We start from the raw sequence: 22792 nt of genomic DNA, 5'->3' as shown, positions 1-22792 counted from the left end.
GTTATGTCCGAAGTCGTTACCCAATTGTCCGATTCGCTTTATTCGATTTTCCAGTCCGAAACGTTTGTATTGCTGAACACGGTGGATCAGGAATCCGGAGGGCCCACGTCCAGCGCGATCTCTTGGGTTTACGCCGTCGATCATTCGAAGCTGCGGCTCGCTCTGGACCATCGCTCCAGGCTGGTCGGCAATTTGAAGGCCAATCCGCGAGTTACCGTCACGGTATTCGGTCAAGAGACGATTTACTCGATTAATGGCCGTGCTTCCGTTGTGCAAGATCCCCTAGACGGCGTGCCGTTCAATATGTGCTGCTTCGATATTCATATCGATGCCGTACGGAATGCGTTGTTTTATGGTGCGCAACTGGTATCGCCGCCGGAATATGCCAAAGTTTACGACCAGCGTGCTGCGGACATGCTGGATCGTCAAGTGTTTGACGCCATGAAGAAAGCCTAGCGAGGTTATCGCTAGGCTTTTTTTCCATCTTGGGACAAACTTAACGCAAGTTTTGCCGCGTCGTGCCGCCGCCAGGGGCCATTTTCATTTGTTTCGGGTTCACGCCTTCGGGAGGTCGCGTATCGCTCGGGAGCTGAGGAACGATTCGTCCGATGATATCGGCAAGCTCGGTGGCGAAACCGGAAACCGGATGGCCTTCGCGAATTTTCTTGCCGATCTCGGTAATCCGTTGGTTCAAATCCATATCGGCGGTTACGATGGCGCCAGCTCCGTGCGGATCTTTTCGAAGCGCTTCAGCGACTGTATATTTAATGCTCCCAACCCTTGCGCGCTCGAGGCGGCTATCCACATCGATGCCCACGATGGCGGTTTTGCCCATAATGACGCAATGTGCGCCTTTGACGCCGGGAACCTTTTTCACAAGCTGCTCCAAATAGACTTGTCTGTCACGGTCTGACATTGCCCTGTTGCCGTTTGTACCGGTTGTGGCGTAAGGGTCCACGCTTTGCGCTCGGGGCGTATTCTCTGTTTGATTCCTTGGAGAGGGTGATGCCTTTTCAGAACCAGTTCCGCAGCTTGTAAGCAGGGAAGCCGTCACTAACAAACACAGCCATATTCGCATGTTCGATCCGTCCTTTCGGAATTGATCTCTCGTTATCGGAGTTCAGATATCGAGATTAGATTTCCCTGGGCGGAAAAAAATATGTATGAATCACATAAGGCTGCAATGACCGCGGTTGGAGGGGATAATGGTGAAGAAAATCTTTGTATTGGATACGAATGTATTGCTGCATGATCCGGGGGCTGTTTTCGCTTTTGACGAGCATGATGTGGTCATTCCGGCGGTCGTGCTGGAGGAAATCGACACCAAAAAGCGCAATGCTGACGAGATCGGGCGCAACGCGCGAGGCGTATCGCGCTTGCTTGACGGATTGCGGGAAACGGGTCATCTGCACGACGGCGTGCCGCTGGAGGGCGGCGGGCGAATCAAGGTGGAATTAAACCACCGCAGCTTTGTCAAGGTCCAGGAAATGTTCGGGGAGGTCACCAACGATAACCGGATTCTTGCCGTTGCCCTGAACTATCATCTGGAACAGGCGGAGCTGGCTTCGCCGCGTCCGGTCATCCTGGTGAGTAAGGATGTACTCGTTCGGATCAAAGCCGATGTCCTAGGACTGCATGCCGAGGATTACTTGTCGGACCGGACCGTTAGCCCCAGCGATCTGTACGGAGGTTACTCGACCCTCAAGGTTCACCCGTCGGTGATTGATGAATTTTATACGTATCGTTTTTTGCCGATCAAACCGCTTGGACTTAATTATTCCCTTTACCCTCATGAGTTTGTAATATTAAAAGATGAAATGGGCACCGGCAAATCCGCTTTGTTAAAGGTTAACGAAGACGCCACACGCATGGAGCCGCTGTATCTCAGCAACGAGCCGATCTGGGGGATCAGTGCTCGAAATGCCCAGCAACGTATGGCTTTGGAGCTGCTGCTCAATGATGATATCCCGCTGGTTACCATCACCGGTAAGGCGGGTACCGGGAAGACGTTGCTCGCCTTGGCCGCCGGCCTGCTGAAGGTTGAGGACGAACACAAATACAAGAAGCTGCTCATCGCGAGGCCCGTTGTTCCGATGGGGAAGGATATAGGTTACCTGCCCGGGGAAAAAGAAGAAAAGCTGCGTCCTTGGATGCAACCGATTTATGATAACCTGGAGTTCTTGTTCGACACGAAAAAGTCCGGCGATATCGAGAAAATCCTGATGGGACTCGGCAGCATTCAGGTGGAGGCGCTCACGTACATTCGAGGCCGCTCGATCCCGGGGCAGTTCATCATTATCGACGAGGCGCAGAACCTGTCGCGCCATGAAGTCAAAACGATTGTGTCGCGCGTCGGGGAAGGCAGCAAGATCGTCCTGGTCGGCGATCCGGAGCAAATCGACCATCCATATCTCGACGCAACGAGCAACGGCTTGACCAGCTTAGTCGAGCGTTTCCGCGACCAAGGCATCAGCGGGCATATCACGCTGGAGAAAGGCGAACGCTCGAAGCTGGCGCAGCTGGCGGCGGATTTGTTGTAGGAGGACGACTGGTTCCCGGACTCGTCCGGCCGGTCACCGTGGCGGAAACCGTGGTAGCCAAGTCAACGGAAGCAAGTAACGCCCTCGGCCCGCTCTTGTCCGCCGGTTGTCCAATGATGAGATGGAAGGGAGACAACCGGCTCCCAAATGCGGACGTAAACTTCCTCTGGTTCGTTACTTGCTTTCCTGGAGTGGAGAAGGTGCTATTCGAGTGCTCGCCACTCGTCCTTCGCGAAATAATAGTAATAGCCCGGCGAATCGGTATAACGTGATTCGCCGGGCTATTTTGGCCGTATGGAGGAGGGCTAACGGAACGGAGAGACGTTATTCGGTTGCAAATGAGGGAACCTGAGCTCTAACGGAACCAGATGACCTTATTTGGACACTTTTGGCGTCTACAGTTAGGTTTTTGACTAAATAGCGGCTCGTGATTCCGTTAGAACGGGAAATGTCCGGGAAATACACAAATAGCGGCTCTCAGTTCCGTTACTGAATAACATATCGCGCGCGAGCCTCCCTAGGCACAAATTAGTTAGTTTCTTAGTCCGGCGAATCGTTATAACTTGATGCGCCGGGCTATTTTGGCCGTATGGAGGAGGGCTAACGGAACGGGGAGACGTTATTCGGTTGCTAATGGGAGACTCTGAGGTCTAACGGAACCAGATGACCTTATTTGGACACTTTTGGCGACAATAGTTACGTTTTTGGCTAAATAGCAGCTCGTGATTCCGTTAGAACGGGAAATGTCCGGGAAATACACAAATAGCGGCTCTCCGTTCCGTTACAGAAGAAAATTTCGCGTGCGTGCCTCCCTCGGCGCACTTAAGCTAACATAGTAGCAGGCGAATCACTATTTAAGATTCGCCGTGCTTTATTACACCATCGGCGGGAGGAGCCGGAATGGTAAACTCAATTAAGAGCGCGAAAGGCCAGAGGGGGAAATGATTCTGAAGAAACTAAAAGCTTTCTGAAAGAAAGCTACTTCGGAAGCATAGGCTGTGTTCGCCTTTGTGAGCGGATTTCTACTCCATCTGAATTTAGTTCAATCAAAGGAATCCGCGAGCAACAGCGATCGTAAGAACATTTCACCCGGCGGCCCCTAGCGCTCTTGAACTCTTTGTATCGCCCGAATCCTCCCGCGACCTCCCGCCATCTCCCCATATACAATTTTTTACGGGACAATCCATTCCACGATTTGCTACAATACGGAGTATCGGAATGTTTATTGACTTACGCTCCTAAACTGAGGAGAGGAAGAACAGGCGTGAAGCGAAAAAATCATTGGGTGCTTTTTGCAATCCTGCTGCTCGCTTTAATCAATCTGTCCCCTAGCGAAGAAACGACGTTGGTTCGCCCGGAAGACCGCGGTGAGACCTTGCCGTTTACACCGCCCGAAGCGAGTAACCTTCAAGAGACTGGCCATATTCAAGTCGCGGTGCAAATGGACGAGTCCGATTTCCGGCGCTTGGAGGAAATGAACCGGCAGTTTACGGTGATCCATCCGGTGGAGGTCGATCTGGTGAATGTACCGGCAGAGGAGACCTATGCTTCTTTTCAGCGACAACTCATGAAGCTAGGGGATTCGCCGGACGTGCTGCTATTGGACAATGTCTGGATTCGCCGCTTTGCTGCGGATGGTTACTTGCTGCCCACAGAGGGATATTATTCAGGTTCATTGTCTGGAGAAGTGTTAAGTGCTTCCTTGATTCCTAACGAATGGAACGGTTATGTCTGGGGAGTTCCGCTGGACGTAGACCCCTATGTGATGGTCTATAACCCGGCCAAGCTAAAGCAGTTGGGCCTGGAGCATCCGCCAGCATCGGTGGACGATTGGAACGCCTTGTTATCCGCTTATAAAAAACAACGTTCCCAACCCTACCTATTGGGCTTGGATTATCGCGATCCATATGCGGCGGCAACGCTGCTTTGGCAAATCGGGGGAGGCTGGAAGCCGGGGGGGACCGAGCCGTTTTTTGCGGTAAAGGGCAACATGCCGTTCTCACTGCAACAGATGGAGCAGATTCAACCTTGGCTACTGGATTCGGGTGCGGCGGGAGCTGATGCGTGGGAGAAATTGAATAGCGATGAGTTGGCCATGATGATCGTCCTGGCAACTGACGCCCAGAAGCATACGCATCCCCAAATGAAAGTGTGGATGCCGGAGGTGCAGCCGAATTTGGCGTCATCCTGGATACGAGGACGTAGTTATGCCGTCTCCTCCCAAACGGACAATGCCGAAGCGGCAGGTTTGTGGATCTCGGAGATGACCTCCGCGTTAAATCAGATGCGCTGGCAGGAATCATCGGGGCATCTTCCGGTAGTGAAAACCATTTATTACGAAGCTGCTCGAAACGAGCTGCCGGCTTGGATTCCCGCTACATTGGCTGCCGGGGCCGGAGCTGCACTCCCGGCGAGTCCGGCGTTGCCAGGACAGCTTGAAGCGTTCGCGACACTCACTTACGATTATTTGAGTGGGGCGATAACCGCCAAGCAATATCGCGGCCGGTTGGCTGAGCTTAGCCAGTAACGCCGCTTTACTTACAAAGCCAATTTTAATTTCACCGTCAACGTTCCCTCGGAGATGGCCGCATCGGTGGCCTCAACGAAGGGGACGATTTTTTTAGGATAAAATCCGAGATCAAAATCCCGTTCCAGCTCGGCCCGCGTCGTATCCGGCAGCGCCAAGCCGTTAAACAACAGGCGGTCAACGTGAAAGACGATTGAATTCTCCGGTTCTTGCTCTACCGTATAATGTCCCTCAACCTCGAGCTTCAAGCCCTCCCGGCTGCCTCGCGCAACGATCTTATCTTTTTCGAAGCGAAAACTCATATCTTTCAACAGCTCGTTTTGACTATATAGAAATGCATTAAGCTCTTCTTCGCGGATTTCCAGGCGATAACCGCCTTTTTCGGCAATCAAGCTGTTCTCGTTTTGCTGCAGGAAGTCGGGAAAGTGCGACATGGCGGAACTGAGTGCCTGAAAATACTTCCGCAACTCATATAATCCGACATTCTCCCAATAAGCCGTGAGCTCTTGAATCAGCGCTTTGAGCTTTTCGGGGTCGGCACTGAGCCCAAGCGTTTCATCGACCCTTTGCTGAAGAGCGGCAACACGGCTACGTTGGAGCTGAAGCTCTTCTTTCATGCGAGCCAATTCAATGGAAGTATCATCCAGTTTCTGTTTTGTACGCTTTAGCTTGGCGTAGTCCGACTTGTATTGGTTTAATACGGCGCGATCCCGATCCATAATGAGTTGGTAATAGTCCAATACGGTAAAAAAATCCTTAAGGTTGTTCACGCTCAGCAAAGCGTACATTAGATTTTCCCGTTCTCCCATATAATAAGCACGCAGCCTTAAGCCGGCTTGATCCCGGCTGACGCGAATTTGTTTATTTTTATCGGAAAGCTGTTCCTGCAAATCACGAATGGCCGATTCTGTCTCCTGCTGGCGGGACTCAATCCGTTCGATTTCCCGGTCGATTTCCTGAATCGACAAGCTTTGCTCCAGGATTTGTTGTTCTTCGGCGGTGAGCGGTGCGGCAACGGCTGGCATGCCGGTAATATGGAGGGCAGTCAATGAGAGCAATAGACAGAGCGATATGAGGCGTTTCTTCAACAGCGATCCTCTCCCGTCAATAGTTGTACTATATATATGATAACAGGTTCGGAAATAGCAGAAGCAACGAAAAAAGGCGTTCCGGCCCACAGCCGAAACACCCTTTTGGAACACTTATGAACGCTTGGGATTAGAGGGGCAAACCCATTTTAAAGATCGTCCAGTAGCTGAAACCGGTAAAAGCGACGATCATGTATCCCCAAAACAGCAGGATATAGGTTCTCTCGGTAAACTTCAAGTAGCCGAAAAGTACGAAAAAGGCGGTTTGCAAGAAAAATAGCAAGGCCATTTCCGTCATATCGCCCGCAAAGGCCATAAGCCCAATAGCCAAAGTGAAGAAGCCAAGGACGCGGAACATGCGTGCCACGAGGTAATCCCCCTTTCTTATGTATCAACGAACCTTCCATTTCTTTTCTCATTATACCCGTTAGGCCGAAAAGTGTAAACGAAAAGTCAATATTAAGCCAGATTCTGCAAATGACAATGTGAGCAATATAACAGTATTATCGACCGTCATATGCTTATGTTATTCGTTTCCGCGAACGTCATGTATGGAGTTCCTTGATTTTGGAAATACATTTTAGTATCAAATAGATTCTATGAACTCTATGAGAGGCATAGAAATGGAGTAAGAAGCATTTTACCCATACGCCTGCCGGAGACCGCCGGTTGGAAGACGGTTAGACTAGGATGTCGTTAGGAGGTTTTTATAGCATGACAGCTGTGAGACAAGATGCATGGAGCGCAGAAGACGATTTGATTCTGGCCGAGGTGACTCTTCGGCATATACGGGAGGGCAGCACCCAATTAAACGCTTTCGAAGAGGTCGGGGAACGGATTGGCAGAACGGCGGCGGCCTGCGGTTTCCGATGGAATAGCTGCGTACGGAAAAAATACGAAGCGGCCATCAGCATCGCCAAAGCACAGAGACAGAAACGGAATTATATGAAAAAGCAAACCCCGCTCATCGCGGGTTCCGGCATGGCTTCTCTCGCTTCCGTCGAAATGGACGACGGCGGTTATCGCGGCAGTGATGGAGTAACCGAGGAAACGATATCCATCGATGCGGTGATCCGTTTTTTGCGCGGATGGAAAAGTACGGTTCAGGAGACGAACCGTCAAATGAAATCGCTCGAGAAGGAGCTGCGTGAGAAAGAAGAGGAGCTTGCCGCACTTCGCGAAGAAAACGAACGGTTATCGACGCAGGTCAATGAGGTACAGACCGATTATCGGGTCGTCAACGACGATTATAAGGCGTTAATTCAGATTATGGACCGGGCCCGGCGGTTGGCTTTTTTGAACGAAGAGGACGAGGAAAGTAAATCTCGATTTAAAATGGACGCGAACGGAAATTTAGAACGAATTGAATAAGAGGGACGAGACAGAAAACTCCTGCCGAAACGGCAGGAGTTTTGTGTTTTAGGGGAAGGGTTTGGTATAAAGGGAATAGGAGGAAAGAAAGGACGTGGAGCTTCAATGCAATTTGATATTATTGGCGCAGGAGCGCTGGGGTTGCTTTTTGGTGGCAAGCTAGCGTCGTCCGGCGAGTCCGTTCGATTTTGGACAAGGACTCCCGAGCAAGCCATTTCGCTGAAGCAGGAAGGAATCCGGCTCGACGAACCGAACGGGACCTCATTCAACGTAGAGGGAAATCAGTTCGAAGCTTATTATATGGAAGAAAGCGGTTCGATTGAGATCGCCAAACGAGCCGATTGGCTGCTGCTAACGACAAAACAACGGCATCTGGATACCAAGCTGCTGAATTCCGTCGGCCAACTTGCGGGTCCGGAGACGAAGGTCGTGTGTTTCCAAAATGGAGTAGGACACATGGAGTTGATTCGCAGCGCATTGCCTGGCGTACCGGTATATGCGGCGATCACGACGGAAGGCGCGAAACGGATAAACGAATATAGCGTCGTCAGGGCCGGCCATGGGACAACGCAAATTGGCGAGAGCGGTAGCTCGCACGATCAAGTCGGGTATGGAGAAAGTTTGGTAAAAATGCTTGAGACAGCAGGATTTACCGCCCTTTTGTCGAAAGACATCGAGAGGGAAATCTATAAGAAGCTACTGATCAATGCCGTCATCAATCCGTTAACAGCTCTATGGAGGGTTGCGAACGGACAGTTGCTTGAAAAAGAGGAGCGACTCCTCCTGCTGCGGCAGTTATGCGAGGAAGGTACTGCAATCTATAACTCCAACGGGATTCCCTGCGATAATGACATGTTTGATCAAATCGTAGCGGTATGCCGGGCAACAACCACCAATATCTCATCGATGTTAAAGGATGTGCAACAGGGCACGCCGACGGAAATCGATTATATTAACGGGCGATTGGTCGAAATGGCACAAACCAAGGGGATTTCAGCCCCCGGTCATGAAATGGTATGGCGGCTGGTCCGCGCATTATAACCTGACATGAATATAAAAATATAGTTACTTACTTGGCAAGTCATCTTTTTAATTACAAATTGATGTGGAGGTGGGGCTTTGGAAGCGTTGGTCTCTTCCTTTATCGTGTTGGCCATGATCCCAATCATTCCTTTTGGGCTGGTTTATTTCATTCATTTCCAAGTGAGACGGGATAAAAAAGCGGCGCTGAAGCTAGCTATGGACGTGACGACGCTGTTTCTGATCTTTTCAGTATCCGCGTTGTTCAATAACGTGTTTCATTCAACCTTTGGCTTCTATCTCATTCTCATCATTCTGCTGGTTGTCGGAGGGTTGATTGGCGGCGCACAGACTCGCCTGAAGGGGAAGGTTGACGGTCGTAAGCTGTTTCGCGTAGTTTGGCGCCTGGCGTTTGCGGGAACCGGTGTGGCTTATGTCCTGTTATTTTTGATTAGCTTCATTACATATATTACAGCGGCATAGATCAAACTACGGATACAGGTGAATACCGAATAAATGAATGACATCTTTGGTTAATTGTTAAGGAAAACAAATGTCAATATTGTATATTGGACTATTTTGTTAAAGAAAAGCGCTGAATTTATCAAATCGCGCGAAAAATCTTTAAATTTATGTTGGATTTTTTTGACCGCTGGTTGTATAATCTAAAAACATATACCAAAACATTTTAAGGGGGATATTGCTAGATGAAGAAGAGTAAAAGTCTTTTGCTTCTTCTGACGCTCGTTCTTGCAGTCGGCACTTTGCTTGCCGCATGCGGTTCGAACGGCGGGAACAATGGCGCTGCCAATAACGGCGCAGCTAACGGAGGCAATACAGCTTCCGACAGTGGCAACAGCGGTGGAGAGAAATTGGCCGCGGATCAAACGCTTAGAATTAACCTGAGCGCGGAGCCGCCAACATTCGACCCGGCTCAAGCTCAAGACAGCCAAGCCAACACCGTTCTGAAGTTGATGTACGAAGGACTTACGCGCCAGGACGAATCTGGTCAAGTCATCCCCGCTGCAGCTGAAAGCTGGGACATCGACGGTACGAAGTATACGTTCCACCTGCGTAAAGACGCGAAATGGAGCAATGGCGACCCTGTAACCGCGAACGATTTCGTCTTCGCATGGGAACGCGTCCTGAGCCCGAAGACAGATCCGGCTGCACCTTATGCATACCAATTGTGGTACCTGAAAAATGGTCAAGAATATAATGAAGGAAAAGTTACGGATTTCAGCCAAGTCGGCGTTAAAGCAGTTGACGACTACACGCTGGAAGTTGATCTGGTAGCTCCGACACCGTACTTCTTGGGTCTGACTTCTTTCTATACGCTGTATCCGGTTCACCAATCCGTGAAGGATGACCCGAAATGGGCGGTTGACCAAAGCAAAATGATCGTGAACGGTGCGTTCACCTTGACCAACTGGGTGAAGGGCCAAACGATTGAAGTGGCCAAGAATGAAAGCTACTGGGATGCAGCCAACATCAAGTTGAGCAAAGTTACGATGTCCTTGGTAAACAGCAGCGCGACTGAGCTGGCATCTTACCAAAACAACGAATTGGATCGTGCCGGTGCGCCTAACGGTGAAATTCCGACCGACCAAATCCCGATCCTGAAGGATCAATTGAAAGATGAATTGGAAATCAAAGGTATTTCCAGTACGTACTACTATGAATTTAACGTAACAGCTAAACCGTTCGACAATGTGAATATCCGCAGAGCATTCTCGATGGCTGTCGATCGTCAAGCAATTGTTGATAACGTAACACTTGGCGGCCAAGTACCGGCGTTTGGCTTTGTACCTCCGGGTATCAAAGGCGTTAACGATGAATATCGTAATGAGCACAAAGACGACTACTTCACAGAAAACCTGGAAGAAGCGAAGAAGCTTTTGGAACAAGGGATGAAAGAAGAAGGCTACACCAAACTTCCTGAAATCACTTTGATCTACAACTCCAGTGAAGCTCACAAGAAAATCGCGTTGGCTGTTGCTGACATGTGGAAGAAAAACCTGGGCGTTGACGTGAAATCGGAAAACCAAGAATGGGCGGTATTCATTGAAAACCGTCAAAACTTGAACTACCAAGTCGCTCGTGCAGGTTGGAGTGCTGACTACAACGATCCGATGACTTACTTGGATATGTGGGTAACTGGCGGCGGTAACAACGACACTGGTTTCTCGAATGAAGAGTATGACAAGCTGATCCAAGAAGCGAAAACTAGTGACGATATGGCGAAACGCGATGCAAACTTCGCAAGAGCCGAAGAAATCTTGATGAAGGACAATCAAGTCCTGATGCCGCTCTACTACTACACGAACGTTTCGGCTACGAAACCGTACCTGAAAGGCGTAGTATTGGACTTCAGTGGCGCGATCGATTACAGCCGCGCTTACCTGTTGGAGCATTAATCGGTAAGTATCAAACTTCATAGGAATTTCGGGATATATATGTGGGTATTCCATATATATCCCGTTTTTTTTGTGCGCGGATTTCTTCCAAGCATTTCGTCCTTATACAATTATATGGAATAGACAAAGTGGTTTTTTTCACCTAAAATCGATATATGTCGAAATTTATAAGAAGGAGGTGTGAACGGGCATGGTGCGTTATATTGCCAATAAGTTTTTCTATATGTTGGTTTCGCTGTTTATACTCATTTCGGCGACCTTCTTTCTGATGAAAGCCATTCCGGGGAGCCCCCTGACATCGGAGAAGCAGGTGCCACCGGCAATCAAAGAACGACTAGTTGAACAGCTGGGACTCGATAAGCCCGTTTATCAGCAGTATCTGAAATATTTGGGTGAGATTGCGCAGGGCGATTTGGGAATTTCCATGAAACAGATCAATCAGGATGTTTCCCACATTATCGGTCAAACGTTTTCAGCGTCCTTGAAGCTGGGAGCCGTAGCTATCGTCGTCGCGTTAGTTGTCGGGGTGGTACTTGGTATGCTGGCAGCGCTGTATCATCGCAAATTGATTGACAATGTGGCGATGGTGTTAGCGGTGCTGGGCATCGCGGTGCCGAGCTTCGTCGTCGCTTCCTTGCTGCAATATGTATTCGCTTCGAAGTTGCACTGGCTGCCGACGATGGGCTTTAAGGGACCGTTGTATTACGTGTTACCGGTGGCGGCCCTAACCGCGCAACCGATTGCGTTTATCGCGAGGTTAACCCGCTCTAGCATGCTGGAGGTCTTGCATGCCGATTATATCAAAACCGCCAAGGCAAAAGGCCTCGGTTGGATGGCTATCCTGTTCCGCCACGTGATCCGCAACGGCATTATGCCGGTCATCACCTATATGGGACCGATGACTGCGAACATTGTTACCGGTTCTGTGGTAATCGAACAAATCTTCGGGATCGGCGGCATTGGCAAACAGTTCGTGCAAGCGATCAGCGTCCGCGATTATCCGCTGATTATGGGGATTACGATCTTCTATGGTGTATTGCTGATGTTGGCTCGTTTCATCACAGATATTCTCTATGTGATCGTGGATCCAAGAATTAAACTTTCGAAAGGGAAGGAGGGATAATGCGCATGGAATCGAATCCGATCAAAATGATGCCAACTCCAGCCGATCTAACAGCGGACGATTTTCGCAAAATCGGCACGGACGAGAAAGAAGCCGAAGTAATCCAACGCGAAAGTATATCCGCCTGGCGCGACGCTTGGCAACGGTTACGCAGCAACAAGCTGGCGATGACGGCTTTGATCATCTTGGCATTGATTACGCTAACCGCGATTATCGCTCCTTGGCTCGTCGGCAAGATTTACGGCTATAACTATTATTCGAACGATCTCTTGTATACCAACAAAGGCCCCTCGGCTACGCATTGGTTTGGAACGGACGACCTCGGTCGCGATATGTTCATCCGGACCTGGATGGGGGCGCGCATTTCCCTGATCGTCGGTTTGGCTGCAGCCTGTATCGACCTGTTGATTGGCGTCATTTACGGCGGTATCATGGGCTACTATGGCGGCCGTGTCGATGAAATTATGAATAAGTTTTCTGAAATCCTGTACTCCATTCCTTACCTGCTCGTTACGATTCTTTTGCTGGTCGTGATGGAGCCAAGTTTGGGTACAATTATCCTGGCATTAACGATTACCGGCTGGATTAACATGTCGTGGATCGTGCGCGGTGAAATTATGCAGTTGAAAAACCGCGAATACGTGCTCGCTTCCCGCTCGATGGGCGCAGGCCATGGACGCTTGTTGTTCCGCCACCTGTTGCCGAATGCGGTGGGCCCGATCATCGTTACGGTCACGTTGTCCGTGCCAAACGCGATTTTCGCCGAAGCGTTCCTAAGCTTCCTTGGTCTGGGCGTACAGGCTCCGGTTGCTTCGCTGGGTTCGATGATCAACGATGCGCTGACCGGTTGGTTGTACTACCCATGGCGTATGCTGTTCCCAGCAATTCTGATCAGCTTGACCATGTTATCGTTTAACATTTTTGGCGACGGTCTTCGCGACGCGCTGGATCCTAAATTGAAGAAATAGGAGGTGGAATGAATGGAGCCGATTTTACAAGTCAAAGATTTGCATGTTTCCTTCCAAGTCAAAGGTGGAGAAGTGAAGGCCGTCCGCGGCATGAACTTTGAAGTGGGGAAAGGTGAAACGGTTGCGATCGTCGGCGAATCCGGCAGCGGCAAAAGCGTCACGGCCCAAACGATTATGCGCCTGATTCCATCCCCTCCTTCCATCATTAAACAAGGTGAAATTGTTTTTCAAGGGCAAGACCTATTGAAGAAAAGCGATAAGCAAATGGAATCGATCCGCGGGAAAGATATTGGCATGATATTTCAGGACCCGATGACCTCCTTGAATCCTACGATCAAAGTAGGCCGACAAATTACTGAAGTATTAATCAAACATCAGAATATGTCAGCGGGCGAAGCGAAGAAACAGGCTGTCGAAATGCTCAAGCTTGTTGGCATCAAGAATGCGGAAGCCCGCTTTAACCAATATCCACACGAATTCTCCGGGGGCATGCGGCAGCGTGTTATGATCGCCATTGCCCTGGCTTGCCGGCCTTCACTGCTGATCGCGGATGAACCGACGACGGCGCTCGACGTTACGATCCAGGCCCAAATCATGGACGTGATGAAAGAAATGCAATCCCGGCTTGGAACTTCCATCATTCTGATCACCCATGACCTTGGTGTCGTGGCAGGCATGTGTGACCGCGTTATCGTTATGTATGCCGGGGAAGTGGTGGAAACCGGGACGAAATGGGAGATCTTTAAGAACCCGCAGCATCCTTATACAAAAGGTTTGCTCCGTTCGATGCCTCGTTTGGACCAAAAGAAAGGCGAACCGCTTATTCCAATTATCGGCACGCCACCGGATTTGATTAAGCCGCCAATCGGTTGTCCTTTCGCTGCTCGCTGCGACCAGGCGATGAAGATTTGCGAACGCATCGATCCAAGCGCGACCGTATTCAGCGAGACGCATACGGCTCGCTGCTGGGATCTTCATCCGATGGCCAAGGAGGTACAGTCGTCATGAGCAAAGGCAAAACCTTGATTGAAGTTGAAGGTTTGAAAAAATACTTTAATGTCGGCGGCGGCAACGTTCTGAAAGCCGTTAACGATATTAGCTTTTCGATCGCTGAAGGCGAAACGCTTGGCCTCGTTGGTGAATCGGGTTGCGGTAAATCGACCGCAGGCCGTACGATCCTTCGTTTGTATGAACCGACAGCCGGCAGTGTCCGCTTTAACGGCGTGGATATCAACCAATTGTCGCCGAAGAAGATGAAGGCCATGCGCCGCGATATGCAGATGATCTTCCAGGATCCATATGCATCGCTGAATCCGCGCTTTACCGTTACGGATATCATCGGCGAAGCGTTGGATATTCACGGGATGGCCGGTTCTCACGCGGAACGCAAAAAACGCGTCGAAGAGTTGCTCGATATGGTTGGTTTGAACCCGGACCATGCAACGCGTTATCCGCACGAGTTCTCCGGGGGTCAACGTCAACGGATCGGGATTGCCCGCGCGCTTGCGGTAAATCCGAAGTTCATCATCTGCGATGAACCGATCTCGGCGCTCGACGTATCCATCCAAGCGCAGGTCGTCAACCTGCTTGAAGATCTTCAGGATCGCCTGGGATTGACGTATCTGTTTATCGCGCATGACTTGTCCATGGTCAAACATATCAGTGACCGGGTTGCGGTAATGTACCTCGGCCGGATCGTGGAACTTGCAGATAGTGAAGAACTGTATGCAAACCCGATGCACCCCTATACGAAAACGCTCTTGTCCGCGATTCCGATCCCGGACCCGGAAATTGAAGCCAACAAGAAACGGATCCAGTTAGAAGATACCGCAAGCGGCCCGATCGGCAAAGAAGGCACATCCGGCGGCGGATTGTTCGATTTGGACAACTCTGAGCTGGTTGAAGTGTCCAAAGGACATTTCGTCTCCATGCCAAAGAAAGGCTGATTGAACCTGCGAGCTCCCGCAGCCGTAAATGACGGTTGCGGGAGTTTTTTTGCGCTTAATGGTTACGGAAAGTTAGAAGTTTCGCAAAAGTAAGGATTTCTTTGACGGAGCGGCCGGACATCCGGTACAATCAAGGAAGGTTTTGATGCAGACAGGAGGACGCTACCTGATGAATGTCGTTCAAGAGCAACTTTCGTTCGCGGGGCCGCTGGCTGAGGTATATATCAATCAGTTCTCCGCGGTTGAACTATTATATGAGAGCGATCCGAGCCAGTCCGAAAGTTGGACTGAACGGGCCGTGTGGTTAGATCAAACGGAACATACACGCGTGGATCGGAAGGCTTTGGCCACCCGACTACGTGAATATAACGGACGTTATAACCCCGATCCGGCCGTTGGACGGGCGATCGGCCAACTGGAGTTGCCCGGTACAGCGGTGATTGTTGGTGGACAGCAGAGCGGGGTATTCACCGGTCCGCTGCTCGTCGTCTATAAAGCGGTGACGATCCTTAAAGCGGCAAAAGCGGCTTCGGATCGGTTAAACCGCCCGGTTGTGCCGGTATTTTGGATCGCCGGCGAGGATCACGATTGGGACGAGGTCAATCATACCTATGTGTTATCGCAGGATTTGCAAGTGCGTCGAATTCGTATGCACCGTGGGGCGATGGACCGGCTGCCGGTTAGCTTTACGAAGGTGGAGGCCGAAGCTTGGGATAAGGCCGTGTCAGAACTGGAGCAGCTGCTTCCGGACAGCGAGCATAAGGCGGGCATCATGGAACTGGTACGATGTTGTTCAGAGGATGCGGATAATTTGACGGCGCATTTTGCCAAGTTGATCGGGGCCTTATTCGGAAAGCATGGCCTGGTGCTGCTGGATTCGTCGGATCCTGAGTTGCGCCGACTGGAGATGCCGGTGTTCGAGCGGATGATCCGTCAAAATGATGAGCTGGAGTCGGCTTACCATGAGACGGTACGCGATATGGCAGGGTTGGGGTACGAACCGTCCGCGGAAGTGGCCGAAAACGGGGCTAATTTGTTCTACATAAGCGAGCGGGAACGTCTATTGTTGTTTAAGCGGAACGACCGGTTTGAAGACCGCAAGGGCAAGGTTACCTTTACGGCTGACGAATTGTTGGAGGAGCTAAGGAAACATCCGGAGCGATTCAGTAATAATGTACTGACTCGCCCGCTGATGCAAGACAGCCTGCTTCCTGTTCTAGGCTCGGTGCTGGGCCCCGGCGAGATCGCCTACTGGGGGCTTACGCGCAAGGCGTTTCAGAAGCTTGGGTTGAAAATGCCGCTGCTGCTGCCCCGGGAATCTTTTACCGTGATTGACGGGACGATACAGAAGCATATGAAGAAATACGAGCTTAGCTGGAATGATGTAAAGGATCCTGAGGTCTTCCATCGCAAACGGAGCGCTTGGCTCGCTGCTCAGGAGCGTATGCAGGTCGACGAACGGTTCGATGAAGTTGTTGCTGCGTTTGGGGAACTGTATGCGCCACTCCTTGAGGAACTAGCCGGGGTCGAGAGCGGGTTGTCTCGACTTGGGACGGTGAACAGGGACAAAATTCTCGATCAAATCGATTACCTACGCGGCAAGGCGAAGGATGCGATGGAGAAAATCCATGAAACCGGCCTGCGTCATTTTGACCGGATTCAATTGTCGTTATTCCCTTTGAACAAGCCGCAGGAGAGAGTTTACAATCTATTTGATACTTTGAATCGGTTCGGAATGGATTGGATCGAAGACCTGCTGGATATTCCTTATGAGTTGACTGGCAAACATCGAATTATTTATTTATAGGAGGAGACGAATATGAGCTCAGAAGCAATTCAGAACAGTATCATCACCGACTTGAAGCTAGCCCCGGAAGGACATTTGAAAATCGATTGGGTGGAAGCCCATATGCCGGTGCTGAACCGGGTTCGTAAGCAATTCGAGGCCGAGCAACCATTTAAGGGATTGAAAGTCACGATCTCGCTTCATTTGGAAGCGAAAACGGCTTATTTGGCCAAGGTCGTGCAAGCAGGCGGTGCTGAGGTGACCATTACCGGAAGTAATCCGCTGTCGACGCAGGACGACGTCTGTGCGGCATTGGTTGAAGATGGCGTGACGGTTTATGCCAAATATAATCCTGAGCCGGAAGAATATAAGGCGTTGTTGATCAAAGCGCTTGAAACAAAACCGGATTTGATTATCGACGATGGCGGCGATTTGGTCACGATTTTGCACTCGGAACGGACGGATTTGCTGGAGAACGTACGGGGCGGCGCTGAGGAGACGACGACCGGTATTTTGCGGCTGAAAGCGATGGACAAAGAAGGAAAACTCAAATTCCCGATGGTGGCGGTCAATGATGCCTATTGCAAATATCTGTTCGACAACCGCTACGGAACCGGTCAATCGGTGTGGGACGGAATTAACCGGACGACGAATCTGGTGGTGGCCGGCAAAACCGTCGTCGTGGTCGGTTACGGCTGGTGCGGGAAAGGCGTAGCGATGCGAGCCAAGGGCCTTGGCGCGAACGTCGTCGTCACGGAAATCGACGCGATCAAAGCGGTCGAAGCCGTCATGGATGGCTTCCAAGTGATGCCAATGCTGGAAGCGGCGAAGGTTGGCGATTTCTTCATCACCGTGACCGGTAACCGAGATGTCATCCGCGGCGAGCACTATGATGTCATGAAGGACGGCGCTATTTTGTCCAATGCGGGTCATTTTGACGTGGAAGTGAACAAGCCGGAACTTAAAGAGCGTTCCGTATCGATCCGCACCGTACGCCGCAACATCGAGGAATATCAACTGAAGGACGGGCGCAAAATGTATCTGCTCGCGGAAGGCCGTTTGGTCAATTTGGCTGCGGGTGACGGACATCCAGCCGAAATCATGGACATGACGTTTGCGCTGCAAGCCTTGTCCCTTAAATACGTAAACGACCGTTATAAGGAAATCGGAGAAACGGTCGTCAACGTCCCTTACGAGCTCGACGAGCAAGTTGCCCGCTTCAAGCTGGAAAGCCTTGGCGTAAATATCGATACATTGTCCGCCGAGCAGCGCGCTTACCTGGATAGCTGGCAAGAGCATTAATTCGGTTGATCCTTGGGGCTTGAGCGGAGTTGAATTTATAGCTGCGTCGCATCGGGGGAGAATTTACGGTATTTTGCACCGCTAATTATTGCTTTTCAGCCGGTAGATGATAATTAACGGTAAATCGTACCGCTAATTCACCGGTTTGGGCAAAGTCGGGCGATGATGAAAGAAATAACGCTACAAATTCCCGTTAATTCAGAATTAGGACGATCTCGTGCAGAGGAATCTGCCGGGATCGTCCTTTTTGTCGTGTTTTGGCGATCGCTGGCTCCGCCCTTCAATAGTCACGCTAACGCCACTTCAAAAAAAATTATGAACAATAGAAGGATTTTCTCTTCCAATGTGGAATAGTTACATATCACGGTGGTGTAAAGTGGTGCAAAGTGGGGGAAAGAGGTAAGGAGTGAGTCACCAATGTTTATGGGGGAATTCCAACATAGCATTGACGATAAAGGCCGGATTATCATACCGGCTAAGTTTCGTGATCTCCTCGGCAGCTCTTTCGTCGTTACCCGCGGCTTGGACCAGTGTCTTTTCGTTTATCCGATGCAGGAGTGGGAAGTCCTGGAGCAGAAGCTGAAGGCACTGCCGTTGATGAAGTCCGACGCCCGCGCATTTACCCGTTTCTTTTTCTCAGGAGCGACGGAATGCGAATGGGATAAACAGGGAAGGGTAAACTTGCCAGGCAGTTTAAGACAGTATGCCAAGCTGGAGAAGGATTGCGTTGTTCTCGGCGTGTCGAACCGGGTAGAAATATGGAGTAAAGACACTTGGGAGCAGTACTTCCAGCAGTCGGAAGATACTTTCAATGAAATTGCTGAAAAATTGGTCGACTTCAATTTCGATCTTTAAGCGCGTGTTCAAAAAGTCAGGTTCTCAAGATGACTTTTTGAACAACCTCTTTAAAATGAATTCAGGTTTGGGGGCGTAAGTCTTGTTCCATCACATCACGGTACTCAAAGAAGAAGCGACAGAAGGGTTACGCATCAAGCCGGACGGCATTTACGTGGATTGTACGCTGGGGGGCGGCGGTCACAGCTCAGTGATCTTGTCCAAGCTGGGTCCAGGCGGAAGGCTGATTGCTTTCGACCAGGATGACTGGGCGCTGGACAATGCCAAAGAGCGGCTCACAGCCTACGCAGACAAATTAACTTTGGTAAAAAGCAATTTTCGCTATATCGAGCAAAAACTGCTGGAGATCGAGGGAGTGCCACAGTTAAACGGGATTCCCCAAGTGGATGGCGTTTTGTTCGACCTCGGCGTTTCCTCTCCCCAATTTGATGAGGGGGAGCGGGGGTTTAGCTATAACGCGGACGCGCCGCTCGATATGCGGATGGATCAGTCCGCGTCCCTGACGGCGCGGGAGATCGTCAATTCGTGGCCGGAACGTGAAATTGCTCGTATTTTGTTTCAATACGGCGAAGAGAAATTTTCCAGGCGAATCGCTAGAGTCATCGTGGAACGGCGCGAGCAGGAACCAATCGAAACGACGGAGCAGCTTGTCGAGCTGATTAAGGAAGGGATCCCGGCGGCGGCAAGGCGGACGGGCGGACATCCGGCCAAACGCAGCTTTCAGGCGCTGCGCATCGCCGTGAACGACGAGCTGGGAGCCTTCGAGGAAGGGCTGCATGCGGCCATCCGCTGTTTAGCGCCGGAAGGCCGGGCTTCGGTCATCACCTTCCATTCGCTTGAGGACCGAATTTGCAAGCAGATTTTTGCTAGCTATGTTGAGAAATGTACTTGCCCACCCGACTTTCCGATGTGTGTGTGCGGAGGCAAAGGTTCACTGAAATTAATCAATCGGAAACCGCTAGTCCCGTCGGAGCGGGAACTGGCAGATAATCCACGGGCCCGCTCGGCGAAATTGCGCGTGGCGGAGAAATTGCAAACTGGTGTGGAGGTATCGTAAATGGCTTATACGCGAGGGAATCTGGCAGTTAAAGAGAAGCAAACGGAACGCAGCTATCAATCGCAGCGTTATCGGGAAACGACGAAGGTGGTCACCCGCCGATCGCCGCTGCCGGTTCGTGAGAAGCTTTTGTATATGATGACGGTCCTGTTTTGCGTGGCGATCATGGGCGGATTGCTATGGCAAAATGTGTCACTTTACAACATAAAGCGGCAAATGTTTAATTTGAATACGGACATTCAAACCATTAACGCCGAAGTGAAGGAATTGTCGATCCAGAAGGAAAAGCTGGAGGAGCAGATTCCGTTGAAGGCGAATGAGCTCGGTTATGTACAGCCTGAGGTGGAAGGTTTCCACGTCCAAGTTCCTACGGGAACTGACGAGAATAACGGCGTCAACGCGGGCACCGAAACGGCGGCTGCGGCAGATGGCGTGGCTACGGCCAAGAAATAAAGTCTAAAGAGGTTTTGCCATGATCAAGCGAATAAAGCTTCGAACACTGCTGATAGGGGGATGTATTACCCTCTTTTTTGCTGTATTGATGGGTAGAGCGTTCTGGTTGCAGGTTGTGCAGGCTGATTTTTGGCAGGCGCATGCAGAGGAACTCTGGTCAACCAAAAAGCCGCTGCCGGCGACACGGGGAACGATCACCGATCGAAACGGCGATGTTTTGGCGGTGGACGCTCCGGCCTATACGGTGGCCGTGAATCCTGAACTCTTAAACAAATACGACCTTCAGGACGAGGTGGTTGAAGGACTTGGCAAAGTCCTCGGGAAAGACGAGAACGAGTTGCGGGACATCGTAAACGCCAAGAAAGAATCCGGCGAGTATTTTACGCAACGCGAAGTTCGGAATGAAGGTTGGAAAATTGACCAGGACTTAAGAGACCAGGTACAAGCCTTCATCGGCGAGTTGAAAGAAAAACATCAAGACATGCAAGACGTCGGCATTTATATCATCAAGGATCAAAAACGCTATTATCCGAAGCAAAGCTTAGCTTCCCACGTTTTGGGTTATCTCGACCGTGAAGGTAAGGCGGTATCCGGACTCGAAGCTTTTTACGACGAGCAGTTGAAAGGCGTTGACGGTTCGATCGAATACAAGCGCGATGGTCGCGGTATTGAAATTCCGAAGGCGAGTGAGATTTATACGCCGGCGAAAAACGGGGATAATCTGAAGTTAACGATCGATTATACCATTCAATATTATATCGAGCAGGCGATGATAGAAGCTTACGCTCAGCTGCAACCGATCAGTATGACGGTGATCGCAGCCGATCCGAACACGATGGAAATTCTCGGCATGGCCAATATGCCTACATATAACCCAAACGAGTACTGGGCGGACGTCGATCAGAAGAATTTTTATAACCATGCGATCAAGTCGGTCTACGAGCCGGGCTCCACATTTAAAATCGTGACCTTGGCGGGAGCGGTACAGGACGGCTTGTTCAATCCGAACGCAACGTACATGTCCGGGAGCATCCGGGTACCGGGACAAACCATCCATGACTTGAAGCGATCCGGTTGGGGCGAGATCACTTATTTGGAGGGCGTCAAGCGCTCCAGTAACGTTGCTTTCGTCAAACTCGGTTACGAGATGCTGGGACCGGAAAGGCTGAAAACTTACGTTGACCAATTTGGATTCGGCAAAAAGACGGGCATCGAGCTTCCGGGCGAATCCAAAGGGATCGTGGATCCGGTACAGCAAGCCGACTTTGCGGCGATGGCATACGGTCACGGCAAGCTGCTCGTCACGCCGCTGCAGCAAATCGTAGCGGTATCGGCGATCGCCAACGGCGGAAAGCTGATGGAGCCCCATATCGTGAAGTCGATTACGGATCCGCAAACCGGTGAAGCGCAGGACACCAAACCCAAGGTCGTTCAACAGATCCTCACGCCGGAAAAGGCTAAAGAAGTCGGAACCTATTTGGAACAGGTCGTCTCGGACCAAAAGATCGGGACCGGACGCCACGCCTACATTGACGGCTACCGGATTGCCGGCAAGACCGGGACCGCGGTAAAAGTTGTGAATGGACAATACGACTATACGAAGCAGGTCGTGTCGTTTATTGGCTACGCGCCGGTGGACGATCCGAAAATTGCGGTCATCGTTTTGATCGACGAACCGAAGGATTCCGAGCTGGGCGGGGGAACCGCAGCGGCTCCGGTATTCAAGAAGATCGTGAATCAAACGCTGCAGTACATGGGAGTTCCGAAAAAATTGGAAGGCGGCGCGGCCGATGCGCAGTTGAAGACCAGCGTTACGGGGCCGAAGGTGCCTGACGTGGGCGGTCTTGCGGTCCAGCAGGCGAAAGATAAGCTGACGGCAAGCGGCATTTCCTATGCCACTTATGGGAAAGGGACGGAAATTATTTCCCAATTCCCTAAGGCGGGAAGTACGCTGAAAACCGGACAATTCGTTTACCTGCTCACTGAGAAAGGATCGGATATCAACGTACCGAACCTGCAAGGCGAATCGCTGCGCGATGCGATGGAACTGCTGTCCGTGCTGCAGATCCCGGTCACAGCGGAAGGTGAAGGGTATGTCGTTTCACAGGAAGTCGTTAATGAAAACGGAGGGAGACGTGTCATTCTTACACTGGAACCTCCTGACAAAGAGGAAGTATCTACCGACGACGGACAGACGGAAGATACCGGCACCGATGGCGGAGAAGGCGATGGTACGGGCGGAAATGCGGTCCAGGACTCGCCATAGCTTGTTCTAACCCCTGGTTGTCCTGAATAGTCATGTGATGAGTACACTCATGATGAGGTTTCAGGATGGGTTA

Annotated in this window: 20 protein-coding genes; 17 read left to right on the top strand and 3 right to left on the bottom strand. The window is 50.8% G+C overall.

The annotated features are described in order from the left end of the window. The first annotated feature begins 3 nt into the window (after window positions 1–3). Entirely contained in the window at window positions 4–456 is a 453-nt protein-coding gene (locus IM700_RS04255; protein WP_155607770.1) for a pyridoxamine 5'-phosphate oxidase family protein, read from the top strand. 40 nt (window positions 457–496) lie between these two features. Here IM700_RS04255 and IM700_RS04250 read toward each other — a convergent pair whose 3' ends face one another. Further along, window positions 497–1078 (bottom strand): YhcN/YlaJ family sporulation lipoprotein, encoded by a 582-nt coding sequence (locus IM700_RS04250; protein WP_193416367.1) that lies wholly within the window; start codon window positions 1076–1078, stop codon window positions 497–499. Between the two features lie 130 nt (window positions 1079–1208). Between IM700_RS04250 and IM700_RS04245 the strand changes: the two genes are divergently transcribed. Together IM700_RS04245 and IM700_RS04240 are read left to right on the top strand one after the other, a co-directional pair. Then, complete coding sequence (locus IM700_RS04245) at window positions 1209–2540, top strand: PhoH family protein (RefSeq protein WP_193416366.1); 1332 nt, start codon at window positions 1209–1211, stop codon at window positions 2538–2540. Between the two features lie 1264 nt (window positions 2541–3804). Next, entirely contained in the window at window positions 3805–5067 is a 1263-nt protein-coding gene (locus IM700_RS04240; protein ID WP_193416365.1) for an extracellular solute-binding protein, read from the top strand. A gap of 11 nt (window positions 5068–5078) precedes the next feature. Here IM700_RS04240 and IM700_RS04235 read toward each other — a convergent pair whose 3' ends face one another. Next, the gene (locus tag IM700_RS04235) at window positions 5079–6155 is read right to left on the bottom strand and encodes a coiled-coil domain-containing protein (RefSeq protein WP_239483589.1); all 1077 of its coding nucleotides are present in this window, start codon (window positions 6153–6155) and stop codon (window positions 5079–5081) included. A gap of 130 nt (window positions 6156–6285) precedes the next feature. Next, entirely contained in the window at window positions 6286–6522 is a 237-nt protein-coding gene (locus IM700_RS04230) for a DUF2626 family protein (protein ID WP_193416364.1), read from the bottom strand. Between the two features lie 347 nt (window positions 6523–6869). Here IM700_RS04230 and IM700_RS04225 point away from each other — a divergent pair, with 347 nt between their 5' ends. The 14 genes from IM700_RS04225 (at window position 6870) to IM700_RS04160 (ending at window position 22719) form a co-directional block, all read left to right on the top strand. Then, window positions 6870–7526: an RsfA family transcriptional regulator gene (locus IM700_RS04225; RefSeq protein WP_155607767.1), complete on the top strand. Its 657-nt coding sequence runs from the start codon at window positions 6870–6872 to the stop codon at window positions 7524–7526. A 105-nt stretch (window positions 7527–7631) separates the two neighbouring features. Continuing rightward, window positions 7632–8567: a ketopantoate reductase family protein gene (locus IM700_RS04220; protein WP_193416363.1), complete on the top strand. Its 936-nt coding sequence runs from the start codon at window positions 7632–7634 to the stop codon at window positions 8565–8567. Between the two features lie 78 nt (window positions 8568–8645). Beyond that, window positions 8646–9029 (top strand): DUF3397 domain-containing protein, encoded by a 384-nt coding sequence (locus IM700_RS04215; RefSeq protein WP_193416362.1) that lies wholly within the window; start codon window positions 8646–8648, stop codon window positions 9027–9029. Window positions 9030–9253: 224 nt separating this feature from the next. After that, window positions 9254–10963 (top strand): peptide ABC transporter substrate-binding protein, encoded by a 1710-nt coding sequence (locus IM700_RS04210; protein WP_155607765.1) that lies wholly within the window; start codon window positions 9254–9256, stop codon window positions 10961–10963. Window positions 10964–11153: 190 nt separating this feature from the next. Continuing rightward, window positions 11154–12086, top strand: coding sequence for an ABC transporter permease (locus IM700_RS04205; RefSeq protein ID WP_155607764.1), 933 nt, complete (start codon window positions 11154–11156; stop codon window positions 12084–12086). Window positions 12087–12091: 5 nt separating this feature from the next. Continuing rightward, window positions 12092–13054: an ABC transporter permease gene (locus IM700_RS04200; RefSeq protein WP_155607763.1), complete on the top strand. Its 963-nt coding sequence runs from the start codon at window positions 12092–12094 to the stop codon at window positions 13052–13054. A 12-nt stretch (window positions 13055–13066) separates the two neighbouring features. Beyond that, window positions 13067–14062, top strand: coding sequence for an ABC transporter ATP-binding protein (locus IM700_RS04195; protein ID WP_155607762.1), 996 nt, complete (start codon window positions 13067–13069; stop codon window positions 14060–14062). Next, on the top strand, window positions 14059–15000 hold the full coding sequence (locus IM700_RS04190) for an ABC transporter ATP-binding protein (RefSeq protein WP_155607761.1): 942 nt from the start codon (window positions 14059–14061) through the stop codon (window positions 14998–15000). Before IM700_RS04195 ends, IM700_RS04190 begins: the two co-directional genes overlap by 4 nt. Window positions 15001–15169: 169 nt before the next feature. Beyond that, window positions 15170–16807: a bacillithiol biosynthesis cysteine-adding enzyme BshC gene (gene bshC, locus IM700_RS04185; protein WP_193416361.1), complete on the top strand. Its 1638-nt coding sequence runs from the start codon at window positions 15170–15172 to the stop codon at window positions 16805–16807. Window positions 16808–16819: 12 nt separating this feature from the next. After that, entirely contained in the window at window positions 16820–18088 is a 1269-nt protein-coding gene (locus tag IM700_RS04180) for an adenosylhomocysteinase (RefSeq protein WP_193416360.1), read from the top strand. Between the two features lie 417 nt (window positions 18089–18505). Then, window positions 18506–18943, top strand: a complete 438-nt coding sequence (mraZ, locus tag IM700_RS04175; RefSeq protein WP_155607758.1) for a division/cell wall cluster transcriptional repressor MraZ — start codon at window positions 18506–18508, stop codon at window positions 18941–18943. Between the two features lie 82 nt (window positions 18944–19025). Continuing rightward, window positions 19026–20000, top strand: a complete 975-nt coding sequence (gene rsmH, locus IM700_RS04170) for a 16S rRNA (cytosine(1402)-N(4))-methyltransferase RsmH (protein WP_193416359.1) — start codon at window positions 19026–19028, stop codon at window positions 19998–20000. Next, window positions 20001–20453 carry a hypothetical protein gene (locus IM700_RS04165; RefSeq protein ID WP_239483587.1) on the top strand — a complete coding sequence of 151 codons (453 nt, stop codon included), beginning with the start codon at window positions 20001–20003 and terminating at the stop codon, window positions 20451–20453. 19 nt (window positions 20454–20472) lie between these two features. Continuing rightward, on the top strand, window positions 20473–22719 hold the full coding sequence (locus IM700_RS04160) for a penicillin-binding transpeptidase domain-containing protein (RefSeq protein ID WP_193416358.1): 2247 nt from the start codon (window positions 20473–20475) through the stop codon (window positions 22717–22719). Window positions 22720–22792: the final 73 nt, after the last annotated feature.

Origin of the sequence: Paenibacillus rhizolycopersici (assembly GCF_014947195.2) — a bacterium.
In the GTDB taxonomy this organism is placed as follows: Bacteria; Bacillota; Bacilli; order Paenibacillales; family Paenibacillaceae; genus Fontibacillus; species Fontibacillus rhizolycopersici.
Note: the sequence above shows the minus strand (reverse complement) of the source record. Positions and strands in the feature narration are given on the sequence as shown.